Source organism: Streptomyces sp. HUAS CB01, assembly GCF_030406905.1.
GTDB lineage: Bacteria > Actinomycetota > Actinomycetes > Streptomycetales > Streptomycetaceae > Streptomyces > Streptomyces chengbuensis.
This window is the reverse complement of sequence record NZ_CP129137.1, coordinates 632812-658304: the sequence shown is the minus strand read 5'-3', so window position 1 is coordinate 658304 and position 25493 is coordinate 632812. Positions and strand designations below refer to the sequence as shown.

Here is a 25493-nt window from a genome sequence, read left to right as displayed (position 1 = left end):
CCATGTGCCGTGTTGTCGACCTGCAGCAGGCGGTCCTGGCCAAGAACGACGCGACAGCCGAGGTCCTGCGCAAGGAACTGGCCGCGCGCGGCACGACCGTCGTCAACGTGCTCTCCAGCCCCGGCAGCGGCAAGACCGCCCTGCTCGAGGCCGAACTGCTGCTGGCACGGGAACGGGGCGTCACGGCCGCGGCCCTGACGGCCGACCTCGCCACGGAGAACGACGCCGTACGCCTCGCCCGTTCCGGACTGCCCGTCAAGCAGGTGCTCACCGACGGGCTCTGTCACCTCGAGGCCGACATGCTCGCCGGACACCTCCACGGCTGGCTGGCCGAGGACACCCGGCTGGTCTTCGTCGAGAACGTCGGCAACCTCGTCTGCCCCGCCTCGTACGACCTCGGCGAGGCGCTCAGGGTGGTGCTGGCCTCCGTCACCGAGGGCGAGGACAAGCCGCTGAAGTACCCCACGGCCTTCGGCCTCGCCCACCTCGTGATCGTCACCAAGACCGACATCGCGGAGGCCGTCGGCTTCGACGAGGCCGCCTTCCGCGCCAACGTCGAGCAGGTCAACCCGGGCGTGGACGTGGTCCTCACCTCCGCCCGCACCGGCGCCGGCACGGGAGCGCTGCTCGACCGGGCACTGGCCGCGGCCGAAGGAACCGCGGTCCACATGCCGGTGATGGCACAGGCCCGGGCATGACCACCTCCGCGCCGGGCCCGGCCGCCTCCCGGCCCGGGCGCGTCGCCCCCGCGTCCGTCCAACGGCGGCGGGTCACCGTGCGGGGTGTGGTGCAGGGAGTCGGCTTCCGCCCGTTCCTCCACAACCTCGCCACGGGACTGGACCTGACGGGCCATGTGACCAACACCGGCGACGGTGTCGTCGCCGAGGTCGAGGGCGCACCGCTCGCCGTGGCCCGCTTCTGCGCCCGGATCGCCGAGGAGGCCCCGCCCCTCGCGCTCGTCGAGTCCGTCCACGACCAGGAGGTCCCCGCCACCGGAGACAGCGGGTTCCTCATCGTCGCGTCGGACCACAACGGCCCCGTCCGCACCCTGGTCTCGCCCGACACCGCCACGTGCGCCGACTGCCTGCGCGAGCTGGCCGATCCGGCCGACCGCCGCCATCGGCACCCCTTCATCACCTGTACGCACTGCGGTCCGCGCTTCACCATCGTCACGGGCCTGCCCTACGACCGTGAACACACGACGATGGCCGACTTCCCGATGTGCCCCGACTGCGCCCGGGAGTACGCCGACCCTGGCGACCGGCGCTTCCACGCCCAGCCCGTCGCCTGCCCTTCCTGCGGACCGCGGCTGCGGATGATCGTGGCTCCCGCCGCACCCGGGCTCCGCCCCCGGCACGTGGTCGCGCCCGACCCCAACGACCGCAGCCTCGGCGGCCCGGTCGTCGCCGACCCGGTCCGCGAGGCCCGCGAACTGCTGTCCGACGGGGCGATCCTGGCGGTGAAGGGCCTCGGCGGCTACCACCTCGCCTGCGACGCGACCAACAAGGGCGCAGTGGCACTGCTGCGGCGCCGGAAGGCCCGCGGCGACAAACCCTTCGCCCTGATGGCCAGGGAGATCGAGGACATCGAGCCCCTGGTCCACTGCGGCGCCGAGGAGCGGGAACTGCTCACCGGCGCGGTCCGCCCCATCGTCCTGATGCGTCGCCGCACGACGCCCCTGGACGCCCCGCCCGGAGCCCCGCGCCCGGTGGAGGGCGTCGCACCGGGCAGCCCGGACCTCGGGGTGATGCTTCCGTACACACCCCTGCACCATTTGCTGCTCGGACTGCCGGGCGAGGAGCACGCCGGCCCCCGGCTCCTCGTCATGACCAGCGGCAACGTGGCGGGGGAGCCGATCGTCACCGACGACGGGGAGGCGCTGGCGCGGCTGGCGGACCTGGCCGACGCCTGGCTGCTGCACGACCGCCCCATCCACGTACCCTGCGACGACTCGGTGGTGCGCGTCTGCGACGGGGAAGTCCTCACGTTCCGCCGCTCCCGGGGGCACGCCCCGCTGCCGGTCACCCTGCCCCTGCCGGTGCCCCCCGTCCTCGCGGTGGGCGGAGACCTCAAGAACACCTTCTGTCTGGGCAGGGACCGCAAGGCCTGGCTGTCCGCGCACATCGGCGACATGGACGACCTCGCCACCCAGCACGCCTTCGCCTGCGCGGAGGAGCAGCTGGAGGAGATCACGGGAGTGCGGCCCGAGCTGCTCGCCGCGGACCGGCACCCCGGATACCGCTCCGCCCGGTGGGCCCACCACAACGCCGAGGGCCGGCCGGTCGTCCACGTCCAGCACCACCACGCGCACATCGCCTCCACCATGGCCGAACACGGCCTGGACGGCGGCCGCCCCGTGATCGGGGTCGCCTTCGACGGCACCGGCTACGGGGACGACGGCGCCGTGTGGGGCGGCGAGATCCTGCTCGCCGACTACGACGGCTTCCACCGCTACGCCCACCTCGGCTACGTCCCGCTGCCCGGCGGGGACGCGGCCGTGCAGCGCCCGTACCGCATGGCCCTGGCCCATCTGCGCGCGGCAGGCATCGCCTGGAGCGGCGACCTGCCCTGCACCGCGGCCTGCCCCGAGCAGGAACTGCCGCTGCTGCGGCAGCAGTTGGAGCGAAACCTCAACTGCGTCCCCACCTCCAGCATGGGCAGGCTCTTCGACGCGGTCTCCTCCCTCGCGGGTGTGTGCCACACGGCGGGTTACGAGGCCCAGGCGGCGATCGAACTCGAAGCGGCCGCGGTCCGGGCCGGCGGCGCGTACGGCGAGCCCTACGCCTTCGGGCTGCGTCCAGCGGGCGGCCCCTCCGCCGCGGTGACCGCCGATCCCGCACCCGTTCTCGCGGCCGTCGTCGACGACGTGCGCGCGGGCCTCCCGGCGTCCGTGATCGCCGGGCGCTTCCACGCCGCGGTGGCCGCGCTCGTCCGCAGGGTCTGCGCCATGGCACGCGAGCGGCACGGGCTGGAGACCGTGGCGCTGTCCGGGGGAGTGTTCGCCAACGTGGTGCTCTCCTCGGAGTGCGCCGCGGGGCTTCGGGCGGACGGCTTCACCGTACTGCGCCACCACCGGATCCCGCCGAACGACGGAGGGCTGGCGCTCGGCCAGCTCGTCGTGGCCGCCCGGGCCGCAGGAGACGCCGGATGACGCGGCGGTACACAGCACGACAGCGAGGAGAAACCCATGTGCCTGGCGGTACCCGGCAGGGTGCTGGAGATCGAGGACCGGGACGGCACCCGTATGGCCACCGTCGACTTCGGCGGGGTGGTCAAGGAGGTGTGCCTGGAGTACCTGCCCGATCTGCGGGTCGGTGAATACGCCATCGTCCACGTGGGATTCGCCCTGCAGCGACTCGACGAGGAGTCGGCCCGGCGGACCCTCGAGCTGTTCGAGAACCTCGGACTGCTCCAGGAGGAGTTCGGCGACCCGGACGAGTCCGGCGGGCCCGAAGGGTCCGGCGAGTCCCTCGAGGAGGCCCGGCGATGAAGTACATCGAGGAGTTCCAGGACCCGGCGCTGGCCGCACGCCTGCTCGACGAGATCCGTTCCGCCGTGACCCGGCCGTGGGCGCTGATGGAGGTGTGCGGGGGCCAGACCCACACCATCATCCGGCACGGCATCGACCAACTCCTCCCGGACGAGGTCGAACTGATCCACGGCCCCGGCTGCCCCGTCTGCGTCACACCGCTGGAGGTCATCGACAAGGCCCTGGAGATCGCGTCCCGGCCCGGGGTGATCTTCTGCTCCTTCGGCGACATGCTCCGGGTGCCGGGGACCGACCGCGATCTGTTCCAGGTGCGCGGCGAGGGCGGTGACGTACGGGTGGTGTACTCGCCGCTCGACGCGCTCCGTGTCGCCCAGCAGAACCCCGACCGCGAGGTCGTGTTCTTCGGCATCGGCTTCGAGACCACCGCCCCGCCCAACGCCATGACGGTGTATCAGGCACGTCGGCTGGGAATCCCCAACTTCAGCCTGCTGGTGTCCCATGTGCGCGTGCCTCCCGCGATCGAGGCGATCATGCGGTCCCCGAACTGCCGCGTCCAGGGCTTCCTCGCGGCCGGACACGTGTGCAGCGTGATGGGCACCGACGAGTACCCCGGACTGGCCGAGCGGCACCGGGTCCCCATCGTGGTCACCGGCTTCGAGCCGCTGGACATCCTCGAAGGCGTACGACGCACCGTCCTGCAACTGGAGCGCGGCGAGCACACGGTGGACAACGCCTACCCGCGTGCGGTCCGGCCGGAGGGGAACCCGGCGGCACGCGCGATGCTGGCCGACGTCTTCGAGGTGACCGACCGCGCCTGGCGAGGGATCGGCGTCATCCCCGACAGCGGCTGGCGGCTCTCCTCCCGGTACCGGGACTACGACGCCGAGCACCGCTTCGAGGTCACCGGCATCGACACCCGCGAACCGGCGGCCTGCCGCAGCGGCGAGGTCCTGCAGGGCCTGCTGAAGCCCCACGAGTGCGAGGCGTTCGGAACCGTCTGCACGCCGCGGACCCCGCTCGGCGCCACGATGGTCTCCAGCGAGGGCGCCTGCGCGGCCTACTACCTCTACCGGCGGCTGGACCTGCCGGCCGCCGCGTCGCGTCCCCTGGAGGGCAGTCCCGTTGTCTGAGACCACCGAAGCCCCGGACGTCCTCGCGTGGACGTGCCCGCTGCCGCATCGCGACCGGTCCCGGGTGGTGATGGGCCACGGCGGTGGCGGCGCCCTGTCCGCCGAACTGGTCCGCGACGTGTTCGCGCCCGCCTACGGCGGTCCCGCGCTGTCCGCGATGGGCGACTCCGCGACGGTAGAACTGGGCGGCGCACGGCTGGCGTTCTCCACCGACTCCTTCGTGGTGCGCCCTCTGTTCTTCCCCGGAGGGAGCATCGGGGACCTGGCCGTCAACGGCACCGTCAACGACCTCGCCATGAGCGGCGCCCGCCCCGCGTTCCTGTCCTGCGGGTTCATCCTCGAGGAGGGCGTCGAGACCGAGGTCGTCCGGCGGGTGGCCGAGGCCCTCGGGCGGGCGGCCCGTACGGCGGGCGTGGAGGTGGCGACCGGCGACACCAAGGTCGTCGAAGCGGGCCACGGCGACGGCGTGTTCATCAACACCTCCGGCATCGGGCTGATCCCGCCCGGGGTCGATCTGCGGCCGCAGCGCGTCGTGCCGGGCGACGTGGTGATCGTCAGCGGCCCGATCGGCGTCCACGGCGTGGCCATCATGAGCGTGCGGGAGGGGCTGGAGTTCGGCGTCGAGATCGAGAGCGACTGCGCCGCCCTCGCCGGTCTCGTCGAGGCGATGCTCGCCGTCACCCCGGATCTGCACGTCCTGCGCGACCCGACCCGCGGGGGACTGGCCGCCGCGCTCAACGAGATCGCGTCGGCCTCCGGCACGGGCGTCGTCGTCCAGGAGCGGGCCGTTCCGGTCCCGGCGCCCGTCGCCAACGCCTGTGCCGTGCTCGGCCTCGACCCGATGTACGTCGCCAACGAGGGGAAGCTCGTCGCGTTCGTCCCCCGGGAGCACGCCGACGCCGTACTGGCGGCCATGCGCGCGCACCCCCTCGGCAGGGAGGCCGCGGTCGTCGGCGAGGCGGTGGAGGAACACCCCGGGATGGTGGTCGCCCGCACCGGGCTGGGGGGCACGCGCGTCGTGGATCTGCCGCTCGGCGAGCAACTGCCCCGTATCTGCTGACCACGGCGCGAACAACGCCCGGGCCGCGCACCCACGAGGAGAGGGCGGTGCACCCCACGAGGAGTGGGGTGCACCGCCCTCTCGCCTCACCCGGCGCCCTGGTCCCCGTCGGGAGCAGCGGTGGGCGTACCGCCACCTGGGGCGTGTTGCGAAGGTGGCTCCGTCCGCCCGCAGGGCGGGGCAGGAGAGACGCTCGCGACACGCCCTGCCCGGGGAGGCCCTTACGCCGGGACGTCACCGAGCGGCGCGTGCGGGGACCGGGCCGCTCCATCGTGCGGGTGCCTCGCCGGTGGCCGGCAGTGGCAGCGCCCGCGTGGTGCCGGTTCCGAGGTTGCACCCGGCGGGCACTCTGGTCACCAGCTTGCGGTGTGCACCGAGGAGGTTGACGTCCCAGTAGCGGCGGTCGTACCCGATGCCGATGGCCACGATCCTGCGGTTCATCAGGACCCTGTAGACCGGGTTCGCGGGGTCCGGGTCGGTCGCCTTGTCCGCGAAGTACCCGTCGTGGGTGTAGCCGAACGCCATGGACTCGGAGATGAGATCCGAGAACAGGCCCGCATCGGACATCCGGGTCCGCAGGTCGCGGCCGTCGCTGCCCACGGAGGAGAGCCGGCCCATGGCCGCCATGTCCCTGGCGTGCGCGCGTCCGGCCTCGCCGGCCCGGTCGGAGACGCGCAGAGCGGGCAGGCCCCGGGCGCGGCGCTCCTTGTTGATCTCGCACACGATCCAGTCGACGTTCGGGTAGTACGAGGGCCGCACGGCCTCCCTGTCAGCCGACGCCGGGGCGTCGGCTGCTTGTGCGGGGAGCGTGGTACCCCCCAGGACGACGGCGGCCAGAGCGGCCGACACGGCCGTGACCAAGATCTTCACGATGATTCCTCCGATGACGCAGGGCAAGCGGGCCTCGCGTTGCCGATGCCGACACCGTGGCACGGCACCGGTCGCCCGACCGCCGCAGACACGCCATGATCACCTGCATCGGCGACGCCGCTCCGCCGCCGCACGGCTGGGCGGGAACGGGCGGGCCGGGCGCGGCGGAACCGGCGACCGGACGGAGCCTCCGGGGGACCGCCGGCCCCGGTCGGATCCGCTGCCCTCCGATTCCGACGGCCCGGCGCATGAGATTCTCATTCAGGTGTGAGATTTCCACGCCCGCCGAAGGGCCGCTTTCTTCACGCCCGATCGATGACGTCGGCACTACCGGACCTCGTGGGCGTTCACAAGAATCGATGCGTCATCAGGTTCACCGGGCGCGCGACACAACGCCGCGCATCCGGTCGTCCCGCGGCTCCGCTACGTGGAACTCGAGGACAGAGGCTCGCGTCGACGGGCGCATTCGCGCTCGGGTGCTCCGTCCGACAGCAGGCCGGGACGCGGGAGACCTGTTCTTGCTCTGCCCAGCCACGTGCCGCACCGGCCATGGGCAGGACCCCCATGGACGGAGACGCATGACCGCGCACCAAACAACCTCACTCCTCATAGGCCTCGCCATCATGGTGGTCCTGGCGCGGCTGCTCGGGGCGCTGGCGCGACGCCTGGGCCAGCCCGCGGTGGTCGGCGAAGTCCTCGCCGGCATCGCACTGGGACCGACCTTCTTCCACGGCGCGATATCCGACGCCCTGTTCCCGCAGGACACGCGCCTCTTGCTCAGCGCCCTGGCCGCTATCGGTGTGGCCGTGTTCATGTTCATCGTGGGACTCGAGTGGGACGCAGCCCTCATCCGGGGAAGCGGTGCCATCGCGCCCACCGTCTCGATCGTCTCCATCGTCCTGCCGTTCGGCCTCGGTACGGCGCTCGCCCTCTACCTGATGCAGGACCACGGCACCGGCGACAGGACGGCGTTCATGCTCTTCATGGGCATCGCCATGTCGATCACCGCATTCCCGGTCCTGGCCCGGATCCTCACCGACCGGGGCATGACCCGCACCCCGCTGGGTGTCGTCGCGCTGGCCTGCGCCTCGATCGACGACGTCCTCGCCTGGTCCGTGCTCGCCGGCGTGGTCGCCTTCACCGGCACGACGGGACCCGACCAGTGGCGGATCCTGCTCGCCGTCCCGTACCTGCTCGGGATGCTCTTCCTCCTGCGCCCGGCACTGCGCCGCCTGGCCGGCCGGCGAGGGTCGCTCCGTCTCACCCCCACCGTCTTCGCCTGCGTCCTCGCCGGCCTGCTGCTGTCCGCGGCGACGTCCGAGTGGCTGGGTCTGCACTACATCTTCGGCGCCTTCCTCTTCGGCATCGTCCTTCCGCGCACCGGGACCGAGCGGCTGCGCCGTGAGGTGCACGAGCGTCTCGGCCAGATGAGCGGCACACTGCTGTTGCCCGTGTTCTTCCTCGTCGCCGGCCTCAAGGTCGACCTCTCCGGCCTCGACGCCGGCGGGCTCGGTGACCTGGGACTGATCCTGCTCGTGGCGGTGGGCGGCAAGTTCCTCGGGGCGTACGCCGCGGCCCGCATCAACCGGATGCCCGTCCGGCAGTCCGCCGCGCTGGCCACACTGATGAACACCCGCGGCCTCACCGAACTCATCGTCCTGAACGTGGGACTCCAACTCGGCTTCATCCGCCAGGACCTGTACTCGCTGATGGTCGTCATGGCCGTCGTGACGACCGCGATGGCGGGTCCGCTGCTGACCTGGCTCCTGGGACGCCCGACCGGCGACGACCTCGCCGATTTCGACACGGCGTCCACCGGCGACGTCACCGAGCACGCCGGCGCACCCGAGCGCGCGAGAACGGCCGCGTCCTGAACCTGGATCACCGCCTCGGTGCCCGGGTGACCCCACCGGGGCCGGGCGTACCGGAGCCGCGCCCTCTCAGCGAGGACGCGGCTCCGGTCACTCACTGCCGTCCCGACCGGACCGACGTGCTACACGACGCCGGACGTGACACGCTCCCCGCCCACACCCGCGGTGACCTTGACCGGTGGGGTGCCGGACCCGGAGTGCCGTTCCTTCCAGTTCTCCAGGGCGGAACGGCAGGCATGGTCGAGATGGTGGAGGCCGGACAGGTCGAGTTCGACGGAGCGGTCCTGGGGAAGCGCCTCCAGCTCGTCGAGTATCTTCGGCAGGCGCAGGAACGTCGCGTTGCCGGAGAGGTACGCCTGGACGGGGCCAGCCCCCTTGTCGACGACCTCCAGCTTGATGTGGGAGGTCTCCCACGCCGTCTTCACGACCGACAGGGCCAGGCCGATGAGCACCCCCTCGAACATGCTGACGGCGACGATCGACACGGCGGTGACGACGAGGATCAGGGCCTCACCGCGGTTCTCCCGCCACAGCGCGCCGAGTGCGCGGACCGGGATGAGCTTCGCGCCGGCATGGACCAGAACACCCGCGAGGGCAGGCACCGGGATGTGGGCGAGGACACCCGGCAGGAGCGCGGCGAAGAGCAGCAGCCACACACCGTGCAGGACGCGGGACGCCTTGGTGCGGGCCCCCGCCTGGACGTTGGCCGCGCTGCGCACGATCACCGCGGTCATGGGCAGGGCGCCGAGGACGCCGCACACGGCGTTGCCCGCGCCCTGGGCCACCAGCTCCTTGTCGTACGCGGTGCGCGGTCCGTCGTGCAGACGGTCCACGGCCGCCGCGCTGAACAGGGACTCGGCGGACGCGATCAGGGTGAACGCGACCACGGTGCCGAGCAGGGCGAGGGTGCCGAGCTCCCCGAACGCGCCCAGCGGGGGAGGCTGGACGGACTCGAGGAGGCCCTTGACCTCGACCGTGGTCACATCGACGCCGGGCAGCAGGGCGAACAGGGTCGCCAGGCCGACCGCGGCGAGCGGGCCGGGTACCGCGCGCATGCGCCGCGGCATCCGCCGCCACAGCACCAGGACGGCGACGGTGCCCGCGCCGATGCCGAGGGAGAGCAGTGTCCTGCCGTCCTGGGCGGCGTCGACCAGCACAGCGGGCAGGCCCGCGAGCTTGCCGATCCCGGAGTCCGGGGCCTCGGCACCGATGACGGAGTACATCTGCCCGGCGATCAGGACCAGGCCGATGCCGGCGAGCATGCCCTCGACCACCGACACGGAGATCGCGCGGAAGTAGCGGCCCAGCTTCAGGGCGCCCATGAGGATCTGGAGTACGCCGGTGGTCAGGACGACGACGCCGAGCACGGGGAGGCCGAACTCCCTGACCGCCTCGAGCACGAGGACCGTGAGTCCGGCCGCCGGGCCGGACACCTGGAGGCTGCTGCCCCGCATGAGGCCGGTGACGACACCGCCCACGATGCCGGTGACCAGGCCGAGTTCGGCCGGGACCCCCGAGGCGACGGCGACGCCGACGCACAGGGGCAGGGCGACGAGGAAGACGACGAGGGAGGCGGCGAAGTCCTGCTTCAGATGGGGGTACTTCTTCGCATGTGCCGCATGTGCTGCGTGCGCCGGATCGGCGTGGGTCCCGGGGCCGTTGTGTGCGCTCATGGCCGGCCTCACAGCGCTTCGAACGCGTCGGTGGCCGGGCGGTGTTCGCGCACGGCGCCGGTGTGTACCTCGTAGTACCAGCCGCGCAGGGTCAGGGTGCCGTCGGCCAGGCGCTTCTCCACGCACGGGTACGAGCGCAGGCGCAGCAGCTGGGACAGGACGTGATGGGTGACCGCGCGTTCCACGCTGGGGTCGTCGGGGTCGGCGGCGTCGGGTTCGCCGGCCGCGTGGGCGAGCCAGTCACGCACGGCCGGCACGCCGTCGAGGTCGTCGCCGCGCACCAGTGCGCCGACGGCTCCGCAGTGCGAGTGGCCGCAGACCACGATGTCGGAGACACCGAGGACTTCCACGGCGTACTCGATGGTGGCCGTCTCGCCGGCGGGGCGCTCCGAGCCGTACGGCGGAACGATGTTGCCCGCGGTGCGCAGCTCGAAGAGGTCGCCCGGGCGGGCGCCGGTGATCAGGGCCGGGACGACCCGGGAGTCGGAGCAGGTGATGAACAGGACCTGGGGGGACTGGCCTTGGGCAAGCTCGGCGAACTCCTCAGGGCGCTGTCCGAACGTGCGGGCGTTGTCGATGAGGGGTTGCATGGGCTGCATGGTGGTACTCCTCCTGGCGCGCCGTGGGGGTGGCGCGTCGGACGTGCAGGACTGGGGTGCGCTGGACTCCGCCCCTGTCAGCAGCGGAAGACCTGAAGGACCGCAGCAGTGTGGGCCGTCGGGTGTCCGGAGCATCTCGACGCACCGCCCGCGGCCGTGCCGTCCGTGCCCGCCGCCGCGGTGACCGCGGTCACCGGATCACCGAGTGGTGATGCCGGGCCGCGGCGCACGGTGTCGTCCGCGAGGACTCGGCCACGCCCAGGGGTGCGCGACGGATCACCCGGCCATCCGGACGGGATGCCGTCCTCACCGGAGGAGTGCGCGGAGTCCCGGGCAGGCAGGCCCGGGACTCCACCGCGCGCCGCGTCGCCGCGGGCGGACAGCTGACGCTCCGACATCTCGGGGGCGTGGGACGGCGTGTGGGGCGATGGCCATGGGTGAGGGGTGGCGGCCACGGCCAGGGAGAACGCCGGCGCGAACAAGGCGAACAAGGCGAACAAGGCGAACAGGGCGAAAGCGACGAACACGAGGGCCGATCCTGCGGTCCGGGCCTTCCTGCATGCGCTCATGCGCCCCCCTTGGTGCCGTGGGTGTCCAGCTCAGACCAATGACAGGTCAAACGACAGGTCAAGAACTGGTCAAGACACACGCTAGCCGTGAAAAGCTGTTTGCGGTGTCAACTCGAGGTTGCGGAGCGAAGAGCGCCCGAAAAATGCCTGTCGGCTGTCGAGAAAGGGCTCTTGGCCTGGGACTATCCCTGCACTGCCGGGGGCGCGCACGGAGGCTCCGAGCGCCCCAGGCGTGCGGGGCGATTGCATCTGGAAGGGCTGCCGCTCGGTGACGACGAACGGGTGCCGGCCCGCTCCTCGAACCGGCCCTGCGCCGCGGCCGCGACGGCCGCGGTCGTGAGATCGCCCTTCATCGAGGCTCCTCCGGCGAGTTGACGGGCCCCGATTCCGGCACGGGGACTGCGTTCCGACGGGAGGGCCAATCTCTCCCAGCGCACCTGAAGGCTTCCTGAAGAACCCCTTCCGCGCCGCCCCAGCGCGGCCGACCGTGGTCCCAACTCCCCACCGGTTGGCGAGACCCCGGGGTGCCCTGCACGCCCAGGACCGCCGATCCGGCTGCACGGTTGGGCCGTCGATCACCCTCGTCACACCACCCGCGCGACCGTGGGAACCGGTTGCTAGATTCATCCGCCATGCGATCACGCGAGTACGACCTCGACTTCCGGGACAGGGCCGGGCGCATACGCGCCTGGGGTGCCGGTCTGCTGGCTGTGGCGACGCTCCAGTGGGCATGGTGCGCCCTGCTGCTGCTCACGCCGTACGAGGTCGACCGGGAGCCGGACGACCGGTATCCCGCGGAGTGCGAGTCACGGTTGCTGACCGAGAGGGGTACGGCCAACGAGGGCGTACAGAGGAGTGATTGGTGCCAGAACGAACGCGACTGGCCCGAGGCCCTGGCCGTGCTCGGCCTTTCCGTACCCGTGTCGGTCGTCGGAGTGGCGCTCTTCACGAGTGGTAGTACGAGCCTGAGGATGAGCGCGCACGCCGAGGCCATGCGCGAACTCGACAAGCTCGCCGACGCACGCAACACGTAGCCGGCACGGAACCGACTGGTTCGTCGGTCCCGACCGCCCGTAGCATCCGCTCGTGATCGAGAACGTGGCAGAGGCCGCGACCGGGTGCGTTGCGGGGGACGAAACCGAGGACGCGGACATCCGGCGGGAGACGTGCCGGCGGGGCAGAGCGGTCGCCCTGGCCCCGCTCGACGTCGGCGACGCGGAACTGGTCCATGCGGCGCGCCGACCCGGTGGCCGCTCATGAGGTCGCGGACGGCGGCTGCCGGTGCCTACGGGCAACGCCGGCGGCTCGGTCCACCTCGGCGAAGCCGACCTGGCGGGAACCGAAGACCATGGGCTGACGTCCCTGCCGTTGCGCCATCCCCGGCTGGACATCGAAGCCGAGCTCGCCGACGCGGTCCTGGCGCAAGCCCTGCGGTCACCGGAGAAGGCCCCGCCTGCCGGCTGGCCGGGGAGCCTGCTCGCCGCCCACCTGGCGGGCCGGGGCGCGGGGGCGCGAGTCCCGCGTTCCGAGGGGGTGCGGCCCGTGCGGCCGACTGACGAGGTGCTCGATTCGCCGTGAACGGTGGCCGCCCGGCCCGTCCTCACCGCACTCGAGCCGTCGCCACGTGGATCTTGAAGGCGCAGGGCACGCGCCCGTCCGGACTCGCCGTCTCCGTCACCTCGGCGAGGAAGTCCTCACGCAGACGCTCCACGGCGGTGCGGTCCAGCGGACCGAGGTCGTACACGCGGGACACGACGTCCCACACCTCATCGGCCGAACCGCTGAGATCGATGGGGACGGTCTCCCAGTCCGTCGCGGTGAAGCCCGCCGGTCCCAGGATGGCGTCGAGCCCGTCGCGGCTGCGGGTCCTCCTGTCCCCGAGCGCGGGGACACGCCGGGAGGCGGGCACGTCCGCAACGGTGGACCGCAACAGGGCGACGAAGCGTTCGTACGCCTCCCCGCCAACGGCCCCGCCGCCCAGCACACAGGCCAGCACCCCTCCGGGGGACAGCACCCGGGCAATCTCCGCCGCGACGAGGTCGACGTCGGACATCAGCATCAGCGCCATGTGGGAAACGCAGGCGTCGAAGCTGTCGTCGGCGAAAGGAAGGCTCTGAGCTCGGCCCTCCTCCAATCGCGCCCCGGACAGTGCCGGTCGGCGCCGCGCCAGGAAAAGTGACTCCGGCGAGAGGTCGACTCCCGCGAGCTGCCTGCCCTCGCTGCGCGCCAGATGCTCCAGCAGCAGGCCGTCGCCGCATCCGAGGTCCAGTACGCGTCTGCTTCCGGCCACCCGCTGACACAGGATCTCGTAGCTGGATTGGCCGTCCGGGCCACGGCCGCCCCCGAACGCCTCTGCGGTCACTGCTGGATGTTCGGCGTGAAAGGCCCGCAGAAACGCTTCCTGGGCTGCGGTGGTCGTCATGTCCCCAACCTATGACACCGAACTCCCCCTGGTCCGAGGCCGGGACGAGGCCGAGTGCCTCGCATCGTCCTGCCGGCATTGAACACCCGCGGGACTCCGTACGTTTCAAAGGTAACCGCATATCAGTTGCAACGAGCAACGGTCCGCGCCCGGTTGCGTCCGGGCCGGTCCGGGGTCACGGCGGTGGCAACGGGGCCGCCCGGAACGAGGGTGCGTCCGGCGTCGGGTGCCCGTGTGCCGCGGATCGTGGTCTCCACCTCGGCAACTGCTACGTGGATCAGGGGTGAGTTGATGCCCGGGACCGTCCGGGCATCGCCAGGAGTCCGTACGACATGCGGCTTTCCCTTCCGGGGGCCGCGGAACAGGAACGAACGTGATGTCCAAGCGAACCGGCCGGATCGCGGTGCTCGCCGCGCTTCCCGCTGCCCTCCTGACCACTTGCGTCGCGTCCACGGCGTTCGCGGCGGAGAACCCGGCGTTCCAGATCGACCTGGAGCAGCTGAACGACTCCGGTTCCCGGGGGACGGCCATGCTGAGCCTTCGCGGCAGGGAACTGACGGTGTGGATCAAGTCGGAGGGCATGGTTCCGGGGCAGCCCTCGGCGCAGCATCTGCACGGATCCACCGAGGGGCACGACTTCCACTGCCCGGACGCGAGCGACGACACCGACGGCGACGGGATCCTGAACAACACCGAGGCCACGAAGGACTACGGGGACATCAACATCTCCCTCACCACCGAAGGGGACACCGACGCGGGCAGCGGCCTGGCCGTCGACCGGATGCCCGTCGCCGACAAGGAAGGCAAGATCACGTACAAGCGGACCCTGACGGTCTCGCAGGACGTGGTCGAGCACATCAAGGACCTGCACATCGTGCAGCACGGCATCGACCGCAACGACAACGGCAAGTACGACGTCGAGGGCGCCGGCAAGAGCGAACTCGACCCCAAGCTCCCCCAGGAGGCGACCGCTCCGACCAACTGCGGTGTGGTCAAGGGTGCTGCGGTCGGGTCCATTCCGGTCGGCGGGATCGAGACCGGCAGCGGACCCGGCGCCGCCGGGCTCTCTCCGGGTGCGGTGGCCGGTACCGCCGTCGCGGCCACGGCGGCGGCGACGGGTGCGCTGGTCGTCGTGCGGCGGCGGACGACGTCCGACCCCGCCGCGCCGGCCCGGACGGCGGGTGCCGCATGAACCGCTCCTCCGGCAGCGGCGCAGGGCCCGGGGCACTGCGTGCCACCGTGTCCGTGCTCGCCCTCGCGGCGGTCCTGCTGCTCACGTCCTGCGGCGCCCAGGACACGGCGGCACCGGCGGCCGGCTCGGGCCGGAGCGCGGAACAGGCCCCGGCGGGCGGTCAGGAACCGGCGGCCGGTGCGGGCGCCGGCCAGGCCGTGGCGGCACTCGCCCGGTCCGCGCCGCGGGTGGTGTCCATCCCGTCCCTCGGCGTGCAGAGCGAACTCGAGTCGCTCGGACAGAACAAGGACGGGACGATGACGACCCCGAAGAACCCCGATCTCGCGGGCTGGTACGAACCGGGCCCCACGCCCGGCTCCCAGGGGCCGGCGGTGATCGCCGGGCACGTGACCTGGAACGGCAAGGCCGCGGTCTTCGAGAAGCTGAAGACGCTGAAGGCCGGCGACAGGATCAAGGTGACGCGCGAGGACGGGAAGACGGCCGAGTTCGCGGTGGACCGCATCGCCGAGTACCCGAAGAAGGAATTCCCCACCCTGGAGGTGTACAAGAACCTCGACCACGCGGGTCTGCGACTGGTCACCTGTGGCGGCCAGTTCGACGCGGACCGCCACTACTACCCCAACAACGTCGTGGTGTTCGCCAGCATGGTGGCGGTCGCATAGGCCGTGTCTGACACATGGCGCCGTCCGGGGCGGGGCCGGCCGGGCACCGCGGGGCGTCATCACGCTCGTGGGCATCGCGTGCGTCGCCGAGGGAGCCGCAACGAAGGCTCCCGGGGACGCAGCGGTGCCCACGACCGCGTCAGCCGCGGCGAGCGCGCGCGAACGGACCATGGCGCACGCCGGCTCGACCCGGCGCAGCCCCGGTTGTCCGTCCGCAGCGATCGCCGCGGCACGGTCCGTGCGGGCTCGGTGGGGGCACGCGGCGAGCAGGGCTCGGTGGGGGCACGCGGCGAGCAGGGCTCGGTGGAGGGGGGGCATCGCGCCTGCCTCTCACGAGCCGGGCGGGGCAGGCCGCCGTCTCCTACGACGTCGTCGCGGCCGCGATGATCGACGCCTGGTCCACCACGCCGAGGTTCTCACCCTCACCGGAGACTCCCGCCGCACCCGCCGGCGACGCGGACCGCCGGGCGGGGACACCGGCGAGCCGGACGCCGGTGAGTCACAGGGCCCACCAGCAGTACAGCCGCTGGTCGGAAGCCTGAGCACGCTGAGCCAGTCCGGCCAGGGCTGTCAGGACACCGGTCGTGGCCTCGACCCGGATCCCGATCTGCCGGAGCTCGTCGGTCGTCGACCACTGCTCGGCACAGCGCACAAGGTCGTCCCTAGACGCCCTGGCGAGGGCGTCGAGCAGGGTGTCCGTCAGGCTGACCACGAACGGCGGGCCGTCCTCCGGGTCGGCCGGCAGTTGGCCGGACCGGGGTCGCGCGTCGGCCTCTTCGTAGCTGCAGCCGGTCATGACGGCTTCGAGCCGGGCGATCGCGACGACCGGATCGATGTTCTTGAGGAAGACCACGTCGCGTTCCGCCTGCCCCGGTCCTCCAGGAATCCGGAGGACCGCGGCGGCAGCCTGATCGTCAGGGGCGGAGAAGTAGTCGCACATCGGCACGCCGGCAACTCTGCCACCCAGGGCTGACAGTCCTGCCGGCACGGCCGGGACGCCACGCCCACCGGGTCGCGCGCCGCACCCCTTGTCCCGACGGCCCCGAGGCGCGGCGCGCGTGACCACGCCATGGGCGCCGCCTGTCGGCGTGCGCCTTTCCGCAGGGTGTGCCGCATGGCGCCATGTGACGCCACTCCTTGGCGCCTCGGTGCCGCCACGGTGGCGCACTGTTCGCCGGTAGCGGTCAGAGGTCATGGCGAAGGGCTCTGACCTGCATGTTTCCTGGGTGTCCGCCATGGCGACGGGCTTTGCTGCCCCCTCTTCGCCCCGTATTGGCGCCTCGAGGTGCCATTCGGACTACCCGTAGCGCCAAACATGTGCCATGATGACGCCATGGACCTCACCCCGTATGTCGACACCATCCGCCGTGAACTCGCGGTGGCCGCCGAAGCCGGCGGGGAAGACGCGCGCGAGCTGGCCGAGAGGCTCACCGCTCCTCTGGAGTCGGCGACCCGGCTGACCATGCTCCACGTGCTGTCCGCCGCGATGGACGAGATCACCCGCGAGCTCGCTCCCGGTTCGGTCGACGTACGGCTGCGCGGTCTCGACCCCGACTTCGTGGTCACGCCGCCGCCCGCGGACACCGGCGCCTCCGCGGAGCCGGCCCCGCCCGCCGAGGCGTTCACGGCGCCGGCGCCGGTACCGGCCGACGGCGACGAGGCCGGTACCGCCCGCGTCAACCTGCGTCTGCCGGCCCACCTCAAGGCGCGCGTCGAGGAGGCCGCGACCCGCGAGGGCCTGTCGGTCAACGCCTGGCTGGTGCGTGCCGTTTCGGCCGCGGTCGACGGCGGCACCCGGCCGCGCACGGCGGAGAAGACCCACACCGTCGGCCAGAGCTTCACGGGCTGGGTGCGCTGACCGCGCCCCCTGCCCGCACCCCCTTCATTCGCATCACGTCCCACCAGTGGGGACGATCCAACGACTCAAGAGGACGGGACGACCATGCCTTCTTTCGACACTCCCGAACCGATCTCGGTCACCGCACGCGTGGAGGCCGGCTCCATCCACTTCACCGCGAGCGACCGCCGCGACACCGCCGTCGAGGTCCGGCCCCGCGACCCGAAGAAGGACCTGGACGTGCGCGCGGCCGACCAGAGCGAGGTCACGTACGCCAACGGCGCACTGACCGTCAGGACACCCAAGCCCACCCTCTTCGGCCGCACCGGAACCGTCGACGTGACGGTCGAACTGCCCACGGGCTCGCGCATCGACATGTCCGGCGCGTGGGCGCAGTTGCTCGGCGAAGGCCGGCTCGGCGAGGTCCGTGTGAAGACCTCCTCCGGTGACGTGCGCCTCGACACCACAGGTCCGCTGAAGCTGACCGCGTCCCACGGCTCCATCACCGTGGACCGGGTCGAAGGACCGGCAGAGATCACCACCAGCTCCGGCAGCCTGCGCGTCGGTCTCGTCGACGGTGGCGCCGTTCTGAAGAACTCACACGGCACCACCACCGTCGGCGCGGCCACCGGCGAGCTGCGGGTCAGCGGCGCCAACGGCGACATCGACATCCGGCGCGCGGAGGACTCGGTCACCGCCACCACCGCCCACGGCACCCTCCGCGTCGGCGAAGTGGCCTGCGGAGTGGTCCAGTTGGAGACCTCCTACGGCGCCATCGACATCGGGGTCCGCGAGGGCACCGCGGCCTGGCTCGACGTCAGCTCGGTCTCCGGTCAGGTACGCAACACCCTGACCGCGTCCGCAGCCCCGGAGAGCACCGACGACACCGTCAAGATCCGCGCCCGCACCCGCCACGGAAACATCGACATCCGCCGCACCCAGGCCTGAGCCCTCCCGCACCCCTCAGCGCCTCCCAGGCGCACACTCCTCTCCTTCCACTCCGCCAAGGAGCTATCTGTCATGCCCACAACACAAATCGACCGCGGCGCGGCGACCGCCTCCATCCGGGCCACCAACCTCACCAAGTCCTACGGCGACAAGCAGGTTCTGCGCGGCGTCGACCTGGACATCCCCGCCGGCAGCGTCTTCGCCCTGCTCGGCCCCAACGGTGCCGGCAAGACCACCACAGTCGAGATCCTCTCGACGCTGATCGCCGCCGACGCCGGGACCGCCGAGCTGGCCGGGTGGGACCTGGGCAGCGAGCCCGACGCCGTACGCAAGGTCATCGGCGTCACCGGCCAGTTCGCCGCCGTCGACAACCTCCTCAACGCCGAGGAGAACCTGATGCTCATGGCCGACCTGCACCATCTGCCCCGCTCCGAGGGCCGCCGCCGCGCCGCCGAACTCCTCGCCCGCTTCGACCTCACCGAGGCCGCGAGGAAGCCGGTCACCACCTACTCCGGCGGTATGCGCCGCAAGCTCGACCTCGCCATGACCCTGGTGGGCGATCCGCGCATCATCTTCCTCGACGAACCCACCACCGGTCTGGACCCGCGCTCACGCCGCACGATGTGGGAGATCATCCGCTCCCTGGTCGCCGACGACGGCGTGACGATCTTCCTCACCACGCAGTACCTCGAGGAGGCCGACCAACTGGCCGACCGCATCGCCGTACTGGACGGCGGAAAGCTGATCGCGGAAGGCACCGCGGACGAACTCAAGCGACTGATCCCGGGCGGCCACATCTCCCTGAGGTTCGCGGACCCGGCCGCCCTGGACCTGGCCGCCGCCCACTTCGCCGCCACCGCCCGCAACGACGAGGAACTCACCCTCCAGATCCCCTCCGACGGCACCGTCCCCACCCTCCGCGCCGTACTGGACATCCTCGACAGCGCCGGCATCACCCCCGAGGCCCTCTCCCAGCACACGCCGGACCTCGACGACGTCTTCCTGACCCTGACCGGCTCCGACAAGCAGCAGGAGATCTCCCGATGAGCGCCCTCACCTACGCCGCCCGCGACTCCGTCACCATGTTCCGCCGGAACATGAAGCGCGCCGTCCGCTACCCGTCCGTGGCCGTGGTCATCGTCATGATGCCGGTCATCTTCCTCCTCCTCTTCAACTACGCCTTCGGCGGTGCGCTCGGGGCAGGGATCCAGGGTCCCCAGCTCAAGGGCGACTACATCGACTACATCGCCCCGGGGATCATCCTGATGACCGTCGCCACCGGCTCCATCGGCGCCGCGCTCGGCATCTGCATGGACAAGACGGAAGGCATCGTCAACCGCTTCCGCACCATGGCCATCTCCCGTGCCTCGTTCCTCACCGGCCATGTCCTCAGCAACCTCGTCCTGACGGCCTTCGGTACGGCCGTGGTCACCGCTGTCGCCCTCCTCATCGGGTTCCGCCCCGACGCCACCGCGCTGGAGTGGCTGGCCGCCGCCGGTCTGATGGCCTTCCTCGCCCTCGCCCTGACCTGGCTCTCGGCCGGCATGGGCCTGGTCGCCAAGACCGTCGAGTCCGCCTCCAACATGCCCATGCCGATCACCTTCCTCCCCTTCCTGGGCAGCGCGGTCGTCCCCACCGAGACCATGCCGTCCTGGATGCGCTGGTTCGCCGACCACCAGCCCTTCACCCCGATCAACGAAACCCTCCGCGGCCTCCTGATGGGCACCGGAATCGGCAACAGCGCGTGGATCGCGCTGGCCTGGTGCACGGGGCTGGCACTGCTCGGCTACATGTGGGCGAAGGCCGCCTTCAAGCGGGGCGTCCGCGACTGACCCGCCGGGAACCCGGAAAGGTCCCGCGAGCCCACACGGGCGCGCGGGCCTTCCGGTTGCGAGCGGCCGTACCCGTCCGCCGGCCGACTCCTGGTCCACTCCGCGCAGTGGGCTGAGCGGCAGCGACGCCAGGGCGACTGCGGCCCGGTCCCTCGGTCACCTCGGCAGGCGGTACGGACGGGACGCGCCGCGTGCCGCGGCCAGGAGGGCACGGAACCGCGGGGTGGCCCGGTCGATGTCGTGGACGGGCGTCGGGAAGGGCAGCCGGACGTCGTCGCGGGTGTCGGGGCACTCGAGGCGCAGCGTCACGTCGTAGCGGTCCATCGACAACGGAACGGCGCACCATGCGCCTGCGGCGGCGGTCTCCTTCCGTGGCCGCTCCTGGTCGATCGGGGAATCCGGCGACGACCGCTCCAGGTCCGTGACCAGAAGATCCTCGCCGAGGAGTTCGCGCCGTCCGGCTCCGAACAGACCCCGGTCCTCACCGACAAGGACATCCGGGAGGGCTCGCCCGCATCCGGCAGCGGGGACGCCATCAGCGGAACGGCGTCGGCGTACCGGGTCCTGGACGGCCGGCGCCCTGCCCGCGGAGCGCGTCCGAACTCCGCCCATCCGCCCGGCGCTTGAGGGGGTCTGCGCCGGTGCCGCCCCTCTCTTCCGAGGGGCCATCTCGGAGCACACCGTGCCGGGTGCGGTCCACGGGGACGGACTCTCGAGAGAGCGGCCGCGCAGCCTATCGTTGCCGTCATGCTCTCTCACCCGTCGGCGGAACCCCCCGTCCTCCACGCAGCGATCCGCGATCAGTTCGAGGCATTCCTCGACGAGCACCGGACCGTGCTCCACGACAGCCTGAACGGCCTCACCGAGGAGCAGGCGCGCCGGTCGCTGGTCGCGTCCAAGACCACACTGCTCGGTCTGGTCAAGCACGCCACGTTCGTCGAGAAGGTCTGGTTCGACGAGGCCATCACCTGTCGCCCCCGTCGTGACATCGGCATCCCCGACTCGCCCGACGAGTCGTTCGACCTCGATGACAGCGACACGATCACCACGGTCCGGCATGCCTACCGACAGGCATGCGCGGCGTCCCGCCGGGCGACGGCACCCCTGACGCTCGACGACCTCGTACGCGGCAACCGGCGCGGCCCGCTGCCGCTGCGCTGGGTCTACCTGCACACGCTGCGCGAACTGGCCCAGCACTGCGGCCACTCCGACATCCTTCGCGAGCAGATCCTCGGCGACACGACACCCGGCGCCTGAAGCGCGGACCGCCGTCGTGAGCAGTGGCCGGCGGTGGGGGCACCTGCCGGGTCCTGGGCCGTGTTGCGAACCTCCCTCCTGGCCCGCCCCGCCCGCCCCGCCCGCGCGGCCGTGGGTGCGGGGGACTCCCCGTTCCGCTCCGGGCTGTGGTCACATGCAGCGGCGCTGCTCCTGAACGGCCTTCATCAGGTTCCCGATGGCGGACCGGGTGTCGCGGTCACGCCCGTCGTCGATCGCTTCGAGAGCGGCGGCCGCGGCCTCACGAATGTGGTGGGGAAGCCCTTCGGCGGCCGTGAGGTGGTAGGCGGCCCGGCGGCGCGCCATGCGCTCGGCCGGGTCCACTGCGTCGGGACCGGACAGGGGGAAGACGGAGGCCCTGTAGGCGGAAATGCCCAGCACCATCATGTCCGCGAGTCCGTCGGCGTACCCGAGCGCCGCGGCCCTCCCCTGGCCCTCCCGAAGGGTGGCGATCACCCGACGCCGGGACAGCAGGGTGCCCAGGGCGGCGCCGCCACCCAGCGAAAGCGCGCAGGCGACGGCGAGGAACGGCCCGTCCCAGGCGAGGCCGGTAGACCCTCCGAGAACCGCGAGCGCGACGGTCCATCCGACCGCGGCCCGGGAGGACATCTGCTCGGGTCCGGTGTCCGTGACGGCAGTGTCCCAGCCGGTGCCGGCGGAACCGGCGTCGGGGTGAACCACCGCCCTCCGGCTTGCCGTTGGAGAGGGGTCGGTGAGCGCGCGGGAACCTTCGCGCTCGGCGGTGTGCCGGTGTCCGGCGGGACGGTGGGTGCGGCACCGATGTTCTGTCGAATGCCGCCTCCCGCGTGGGGCGGGCGCCGTTGCCCGACCAGGTGCGCATCCTCCCGGGTCGCCGGCTCAGGAGTCAGGACATGAGCGAGCGGCCGGTGGGCGCCAGACGGAGCTTCCGGGGCGCCGCCGTTTGTTCCCGTTCGATGGCCGGCAGGATCTCGGCCCGTGTCCGGGGATGGGCCTGCAGGCCGGTCGCGTGTCGACGGTGCGCGCTCTCGTCGGGGTACGAGGTGATGAGCACGGCGACGTTCTCGCCGGAGCGGACCGGCAGCCTGGCGAAGGTGTTGTGCGCGTGCTCGGTGGTCAGGAGGGCGAGCGGCGCGGGCCCCGTCTCCAGGAGCACGGGCAGGAGCCCGTCGCGGATCAGGGCGATCCCGTCGTGCCGTCCCGGAGGGAAGGACCACACGGTGGCGGCGACGAACCGGCTCGGCGCAGGACCTCCCACCGGGGGACGCCTGCCGGGGGAGACGGCGAGTCCGCTGCCGGCCGGCTCAGGGCGCAGCAGGAGCACATCGTCGGAGTCGGTCATCGTGTCGTTCGCCGCGGGACCGTACCTGGCCCAGACGGGGCCGTCGTAGAAGTCCGTGAGTCCGCGATGGCGCGTCGCCATGTCACGGAAACCGCGCAACCAGACGAAGCGGTCCGGGTCGTCGAGGTCCCGGAACTGTCCGAGCACGATCATCCCCGCTTCTTCCTGGGATTCGACGAACTCCCGGTCGAACAGCTCGATGAGCTCGTCGCGCCGACCGGGGCGCAGGGTGTACTGGCGAAGCTCGATCACCGCGGGCAGGCGGACGAGGTCGGTCGGTGGCACAGCAGGACTCCTGTTCGGTGCTCTCCGGGGTCTTCACCTGCTGGTCTTCGAAGTCGGGTAAGTGAGCGCAACCATATATGAGTGGGTGTCGTTGTCAGAGTGTGCATCTGACGGAACGGGCGAAGACGCAGGGCGTGCATCCGCAGACTGCGTATCGCTGGTTCCGTGAGGGGACGTTGCCGGTACCGGCTGGGGGTACCCCCGGACGGAGTCTGGGGGAGGGTCGGGCCACGCACGATCCTGGTGAACATCGACGCGAATACCGGGCCCGGGGCCATCGGCGGTCTGGGCTTGTATGCCCGCGTCTGCTCGCACGATCAGAAGACCGATCTGGAACGCCAGGTCGCTCGGCTGTCGGCGTGGGCGGCGAAGGCCGGTCACCGAGTCGTTCGTGTTGAGGCGGAGATCGCTTCCGGGGTGAACGGCTGCCGTTCCAAGGCCCGGCGTCTGCTGGCCGACTCGCAGGTGACCTGCGTGGTGGTGGAGCACAAGGACCGGCTCGGCGGGATGAACGTCGAGCTTGTCGAGGCCGCCTTGTCCGCGACGGGCCGTCGTCTGCTCGTGCTGGACGACGGCGAGGTCGAAGACGACCTGGTGCGGGACATGGTGGAGGTGCTGACCTCGTTCTGCGCCCGCCTGTACGGGCGCAGGTCGGCGAAGAACCGCGCCCGCAAGGCACTGGAGGCCGCCGAACATGGCTGACCTGCGCCCGGTCGCCGCACCGTTCGTCGCCCTCGGCCCGTCCGGTGTGGCGGTACGTACCCGGCTGAAGGACCTCACGCCCGAGGACGAGAAGGTTCTGCGCTTGGTGGGGGCCCACCTGGGCTCGCTCGCCTCGAAGGACCTCAAAGCGCGTTGCACGGACGGCCTGGAACACTCCGCCGGGTCATGGGCGGCCCGTAAGCGGGGCCTGACGGCCGAGTCGTCGTCCAGGTGGGCCGGGTCAATCACGAAGGCCACGCATGACCAGTGGGCGCTCGCCCGGCGCGGCCAGGCCGGGCACGTGCAGTCCCTCGAAACCGGTATCACGACGATTCGGCACCGGCTGTCGCTGCCGGTCGGCCAGAAGGGCACCAAGCGGACTCCGGGCGGCTACCGCTGCGCTCACGAGTGGTTCCACAAGACGCGACGGCTGCATGTGATGGAGGACCGGCTCCAGAAGGTTCGGGCCGACCGGGAAGCGGGCCGTGTGCATGTCGTGCGTGGCGGCAAACGTCTGCTCGGCACCCGCCACCACCTCGACACCGCGCAGCTCACCGAGGACCAGTGGCGCCGGCGGTGGGAAGCCTCACGCCGGTTCCTGCAGGCCGACGGTGAATCCGGCAAACGCTACGGCAACGAGACGATCCGGATCAGCCCGGACGGCGAGGTCAGCATCAACCTCCCGGCTCCGCTCGCCGACTTGGCCAACGCCCCGCACGGCCGGTACGCACTCGGCTGCCGGGTCGGCTTCGCGCACCGCGGGCCGGAGTGGGCAGACCGAGTGGAGGCGAACCGCGCGGTGGCCTACCGCATCCACTACGACGTGGCACGGGGCCGCTGGTATGTGACCGCGTCCTGGCAGATCCCGGTCTCCCGGACCATCCCGATGGCCGCCGCCCTCGCGCACGGTGTGATCGGCGTCGACACCAACGCCGACCACCTCGCCGCCTGGCGCCTGGACACCCACGGCAACCCGACCGGGAAACCGCGCCGGTTCTTCTACGACCTGTCCGGTACCGCCCAGCACCGCGACGCCCAGGTCCGCCACGCCCTCACCCGAATGCTCAACTGGGCCAAGACCTGCGGCGTCAAGGCCATCGCGGTCGAGGACCTCGACTTCCAGGCCGAGAAAACCAGAGAGAAGCACGGGCGCAAGCGCCGATTCCGGCAGCTCATCTCCGGCATGCCGACCGGCAAGCTCCGCGCCCGGCTGACCTCCATGGCCGACGCCACCGGTATCGCGATCATCGCCGTGGACCCGGCCTACACCAGCAAGTGGGGCGCCCAGCACTGGCAACAGCCGATGGCCGGCCCCACCCGTAAGACCACCCGGCACGATGCGGCGAGCATCGCGATCGGGCGACGCGCCCAGGGACACCCGATCCGGCGACGGACGACACCGCCCCGTGCACACCAGAGCGATGTGCACGGGCATCGGACCGTCCAGGCCGACCGGCGTGCCCTGGGGCGTGAGGGACCCCGCCCCCGCACCCCCGGACCACGGACACGATCCGTGCCGCCGGACGCGGCGAGCACGCGGGCAACCAGGACATCCAAAACCGTTCGGGATGTCCGCAGTGACCAGGAATAGGTCCAAGACTCACTCCTGCTCACTGATTAGGAACGGTCCTGGCCCGAGCCTACGAACTCCGCTGACGCCGGAAGGCCCTGTCGGGCCGATGCGGTCGGCCCCCGTGAACCGCGGCGCCGGCGGCGGCGCCGGCGGGAGGCCAACTGCCGGACGTCGACGGGGGA

25 protein-coding genes and 1 pseudogene are annotated in these 25493 nt (G+C 71.7%); 18 read left to right on the top strand and 8 right to left on the bottom strand.

Annotation, left to right across the window (positions count from 1 at the left end; all coding sequences use genetic code 11):
* The first annotated feature begins 2 nt into the window (after window positions 1–2).
* From hypB to hypE, 5 genes are read left to right on the top strand one after another with little or no spacing between them, the layout of a single operon-like run.
* Window positions 3–698, top strand: coding sequence for a hydrogenase nickel incorporation protein HypB (gene hypB, locus QRN89_RS03015; RefSeq protein WP_290347780.1), 696 nt, complete (start codon window positions 3–5; stop codon window positions 696–698).
* Window positions 695–3151: a carbamoyltransferase HypF gene (hypF, locus tag QRN89_RS03010; RefSeq protein WP_290347779.1), complete on the top strand. Its 2457-nt coding sequence runs from the start codon at window positions 695–697 to the stop codon at window positions 3149–3151. Before hypB ends, hypF begins: the two co-directional genes overlap by 4 nt.
* A 36-nt stretch (window positions 3152–3187) precedes the next feature.
* A complete protein-coding gene (locus tag QRN89_RS03005; protein ID WP_290347778.1) occupies window positions 3188–3490 on the top strand; it encodes a HypC/HybG/HupF family hydrogenase formation chaperone in 303 nt (100 codons plus the stop codon).
* Complete coding sequence (hypD, locus tag QRN89_RS03000) at window positions 3487–4620, top strand: hydrogenase formation protein HypD (protein WP_290347777.1); 1134 nt, start codon at window positions 3487–3489, stop codon at window positions 4618–4620. Before QRN89_RS03005 ends, hypD begins: the two co-directional genes overlap by 4 nt.
* Window positions 4613–5680, top strand: coding sequence for a hydrogenase expression/formation protein HypE (hypE, locus tag QRN89_RS02995; RefSeq protein WP_290347776.1), 1068 nt, complete (start codon window positions 4613–4615; stop codon window positions 5678–5680). The genes hypD and hypE overlap by 8 nt, the downstream gene beginning before the upstream one ends.
* 234 nt (window positions 5681–5914) lie before the next feature.
* Here hypE and QRN89_RS02990 read toward each other — a convergent pair whose 3' ends face one another.
* Window positions 5915–6550, bottom strand: a complete 636-nt coding sequence (locus QRN89_RS02990; RefSeq protein WP_290347775.1) for a CAP domain-containing protein — start codon at window positions 6548–6550, stop codon at window positions 5915–5917.
* Between the two features lie 578 nt (window positions 6551–7128).
* Between QRN89_RS02990 and QRN89_RS02985 the strand changes: the two genes are divergently transcribed.
* Window positions 7129–8424, top strand: coding sequence for a cation:proton antiporter (locus QRN89_RS02985; RefSeq protein ID WP_290347774.1), 1296 nt, complete (start codon window positions 7129–7131; stop codon window positions 8422–8424).
* 119 nt (window positions 8425–8543) lie between these two features.
* Here QRN89_RS02985 and QRN89_RS02980 read toward each other — a convergent pair whose 3' ends face one another.
* The gene (locus tag QRN89_RS02980; RefSeq protein WP_290347773.1) at window positions 8544–10094 is read right to left on the bottom strand and encodes a SulP family inorganic anion transporter; all 1551 of its coding nucleotides are present in this window, start codon (window positions 10092–10094) and stop codon (window positions 8544–8546) included.
* 8 nt (window positions 10095–10102) lie between these two features.
* Window positions 10103–10684, bottom strand: coding sequence for a carbonic anhydrase (locus QRN89_RS02975; RefSeq protein WP_290353551.1), 582 nt, complete (start codon window positions 10682–10684; stop codon window positions 10103–10105).
* A 1210-nt stretch (window positions 10685–11894) separates the two neighbouring features.
* Between QRN89_RS02975 and QRN89_RS02970 the strand changes: the two genes are divergently transcribed.
* From QRN89_RS02970 to QRN89_RS02960, 3 genes are read left to right on the top strand one after another with little or no spacing between them, the layout of a single operon-like run.
* Entirely contained in the window at window positions 11895–12296 is a 402-nt protein-coding gene (locus QRN89_RS02970; RefSeq protein ID WP_290347772.1) for a hypothetical protein, read from the top strand.
* A 52-nt stretch (window positions 12297–12348) separates the two neighbouring features.
* Window positions 12349–12522 (top strand): hypothetical protein, encoded by a 174-nt coding sequence (locus QRN89_RS02965; RefSeq protein WP_290347771.1) that lies wholly within the window; start codon window positions 12349–12351, stop codon window positions 12520–12522.
* Between the two features lie 21 nt (window positions 12523–12543).
* Window positions 12544–12840 carry a hypothetical protein gene (locus QRN89_RS02960; RefSeq protein ID WP_290347770.1) on the top strand — a complete coding sequence of 99 codons (297 nt, stop codon included), beginning with the start codon at window positions 12544–12546 and terminating at the stop codon, window positions 12838–12840.
* A gap of 22 nt (window positions 12841–12862) precedes the next feature.
* Here the strand turns inward: QRN89_RS02960 and QRN89_RS02955 are convergent, their stop codons facing one another.
* Window positions 12863–13684, bottom strand: a complete 822-nt coding sequence (locus QRN89_RS02955) for a class I SAM-dependent methyltransferase (RefSeq protein ID WP_290347769.1) — start codon at window positions 13682–13684, stop codon at window positions 12863–12865.
* Window positions 13685–14057: 373 nt separating this feature from the next.
* Between QRN89_RS02955 and QRN89_RS02950 the strand changes: the two genes are divergently transcribed.
* Together QRN89_RS02950 and QRN89_RS02945 are read left to right on the top strand one after the other, a co-directional pair.
* Complete coding sequence (locus QRN89_RS02950; protein ID WP_290347768.1) at window positions 14058–14876, top strand: hypothetical protein; 819 nt, start codon at window positions 14058–14060, stop codon at window positions 14874–14876.
* Window positions 14873–15538 (top strand): class F sortase, encoded by a 666-nt coding sequence (locus QRN89_RS02945; protein WP_290347767.1) that lies wholly within the window; start codon window positions 14873–14875, stop codon window positions 15536–15538. The genes QRN89_RS02950 and QRN89_RS02945 overlap by 4 nt, the downstream gene beginning before the upstream one ends.
* Before the next feature lie 499 nt (window positions 15539–16037).
* Here the strand turns inward: QRN89_RS02945 and QRN89_RS02940 are convergent, their stop codons facing one another.
* Window positions 16038–16478, bottom strand: a complete 441-nt coding sequence (locus QRN89_RS02940; protein WP_290353549.1) for a hypothetical protein — start codon at window positions 16476–16478, stop codon at window positions 16038–16040.
* Window positions 16479–16871: 393 nt separating this feature from the next.
* On the opposite strand from QRN89_RS02940, the gene QRN89_RS02935 reads away from it, so the two are divergent.
* From QRN89_RS02935 to QRN89_RS02920, 4 genes are all read left to right on the top strand, one after another.
* Window positions 16872–17396, top strand: coding sequence for a toxin-antitoxin system HicB family antitoxin (locus QRN89_RS02935; protein ID WP_290347766.1), 525 nt, complete (start codon window positions 16872–16874; stop codon window positions 17394–17396).
* An 84-nt stretch (window positions 17397–17480) separates the two neighbouring features.
* Complete coding sequence (locus QRN89_RS02930; protein WP_290347765.1) at window positions 17481–18323, top strand: DUF4097 family beta strand repeat-containing protein; 843 nt, start codon at window positions 17481–17483, stop codon at window positions 18321–18323.
* A gap of 72 nt (window positions 18324–18395) precedes the next feature.
* Window positions 18396–19370: an ATP-binding cassette domain-containing protein gene (locus QRN89_RS02925; protein ID WP_290347764.1), complete on the top strand. Its 975-nt coding sequence runs from the start codon at window positions 18396–18398 to the stop codon at window positions 19368–19370.
* Entirely contained in the window at window positions 19367–20155 is a 789-nt protein-coding gene (locus tag QRN89_RS02920; RefSeq protein ID WP_290347763.1) for an ABC transporter permease, read from the top strand. The genes QRN89_RS02925 and QRN89_RS02920 overlap by 4 nt, the downstream gene beginning before the upstream one ends.
* Before the next feature lie 156 nt (window positions 20156–20311).
* Here the strand turns inward: QRN89_RS02920 and QRN89_RS02915 are convergent, their stop codons facing one another.
* Entirely contained in the window at window positions 20312–20479 is a 168-nt protein-coding gene (locus QRN89_RS02915) for a hypothetical protein (protein WP_435833235.1), read from the bottom strand.
* A 423-nt stretch (window positions 20480–20902) separates the two neighbouring features.
* Between QRN89_RS02915 and QRN89_RS02910 the strand changes: the two genes are divergently transcribed.
* Entirely contained in the window at window positions 20903–21412 is a 510-nt protein-coding gene (locus QRN89_RS02910) for a DinB family protein (protein WP_290347762.1), read from the top strand.
* Window positions 21413–21562: 150 nt separating this feature from the next.
* Here the strand turns inward: QRN89_RS02910 and QRN89_RS02905 are convergent, their stop codons facing one another.
* Together QRN89_RS02905 and QRN89_RS02900 are read right to left on the bottom strand one after the other, a co-directional pair.
* The gene (locus tag QRN89_RS02905; RefSeq protein WP_290347761.1) at window positions 21563–22111 is read right to left on the bottom strand and encodes a hypothetical protein; all 549 of its coding nucleotides are present in this window, start codon (window positions 22109–22111) and stop codon (window positions 21563–21565) included.
* 184 nt (window positions 22112–22295) lie between these two features.
* Window positions 22296–23036, bottom strand: coding sequence for an NIPSNAP family protein (locus tag QRN89_RS02900; protein WP_290347760.1), 741 nt, complete (start codon window positions 23034–23036; stop codon window positions 22296–22298).
* A 101-nt stretch (window positions 23037–23137) separates the two neighbouring features.
* Here QRN89_RS02900 and QRN89_RS02895 point away from each other — a divergent pair.
* Both QRN89_RS02895 and QRN89_RS02890 read left to right on the top strand, forming a co-directional pair.
* Window positions 23138–23738, top strand: a pseudogene (locus QRN89_RS02895) (IS607 family transposase).
* Window positions 23731–25329 (top strand): transposase, encoded by a 1599-nt coding sequence (locus QRN89_RS02890; RefSeq protein WP_290347759.1) that lies wholly within the window; start codon window positions 23731–23733, stop codon window positions 25327–25329. The pseudogene QRN89_RS02895 and the gene QRN89_RS02890 overlap by 8 nt, the downstream one beginning before the upstream one ends.
* Window positions 25330–25493: the final 164 nt, after the last annotated feature.

Excerpts from the sequence above, each read along its gene's own strand:
- hypB (WP_290347780.1), top strand. The coding sequence starts at position 3 with ATGTGCCGTGTTGTCGACCTGCAGCAGGCGGTCCTGGCCAAGAACGAC.
- hypF (WP_290347779.1), top strand. The coding sequence starts at position 695 with ATGACCACCTCCGCGCCGGGCCCGGCCGCCTCCCGGCCCGGGCGCGTC.
- QRN89_RS03005 (WP_290347778.1), top strand. The coding sequence starts at position 3,188 with ATGTGCCTGGCGGTACCCGGCAGGGTGCTGGAGATCGAGGACCGGGAC.
- hypD (WP_290347777.1), top strand. The coding sequence starts at position 3,487 with ATGAAGTACATCGAGGAGTTCCAGGACCCGGCGCTGGCCGCACGCCTG.
- QRN89_RS02985 (WP_290347774.1), top strand. The coding sequence starts at position 7,129 with ATGACCGCGCACCAAACAACCTCACTCCTCATAGGCCTCGCCATCATG.
- QRN89_RS02980 (WP_290347773.1), bottom strand. The coding sequence starts at position 10,094 with ATGAGCGCACACAACGGCCCCGGGACCCACGCCGATCCGGCGCACGCA.
- QRN89_RS02975 (WP_290353551.1), bottom strand. The coding sequence starts at position 10,684 with ATGCAACCCCTCATCGACAACGCCCGCACGTTCGGACAGCGCCCTGAG.
- QRN89_RS02970 (WP_290347772.1), top strand. The coding sequence starts at position 11,895 with ATGCGATCACGCGAGTACGACCTCGACTTCCGGGACAGGGCCGGGCGC.
- QRN89_RS02955 (WP_290347769.1), bottom strand. The coding sequence starts at position 13,684 with ATGACGACCACCGCAGCCCAGGAAGCGTTTCTGCGGGCCTTTCACGCC.
- QRN89_RS02945 (WP_290347767.1), top strand. The coding sequence starts at position 14,873 with ATGAACCGCTCCTCCGGCAGCGGCGCAGGGCCCGGGGCACTGCGTGCC.
- QRN89_RS02940 (WP_290353549.1), bottom strand. The coding sequence starts at position 16,478 with ATGTGCGACTACTTCTCCGCCCCTGACGATCAGGCTGCCGCCGCGGTC.
- QRN89_RS02935 (WP_290347766.1), top strand. The coding sequence starts at position 16,872 with ATGGACCTCACCCCGTATGTCGACACCATCCGCCGTGAACTCGCGGTG.
- QRN89_RS02930 (WP_290347765.1), top strand. The coding sequence starts at position 17,481 with ATGCCTTCTTTCGACACTCCCGAACCGATCTCGGTCACCGCACGCGTG.
- QRN89_RS02925 (WP_290347764.1), top strand. The coding sequence starts at position 18,396 with ATGCCCACAACACAAATCGACCGCGGCGCGGCGACCGCCTCCATCCGG.
- QRN89_RS02920 (WP_290347763.1), top strand. The coding sequence starts at position 19,367 with ATGAGCGCCCTCACCTACGCCGCCCGCGACTCCGTCACCATGTTCCGC.
- QRN89_RS02915 (WP_435833235.1), bottom strand. The coding sequence starts at position 20,479 with ATGGACCGCTACGACGTGACGCTGCGCCTCGAGTGCCCCGACACCCGC.
- QRN89_RS02910 (WP_290347762.1), top strand. The coding sequence starts at position 20,903 with ATGCTCTCTCACCCGTCGGCGGAACCCCCCGTCCTCCACGCAGCGATC.
- QRN89_RS02890 (WP_290347759.1), top strand. The coding sequence starts at position 23,731 with ATGGCTGACCTGCGCCCGGTCGCCGCACCGTTCGTCGCCCTCGGCCCG.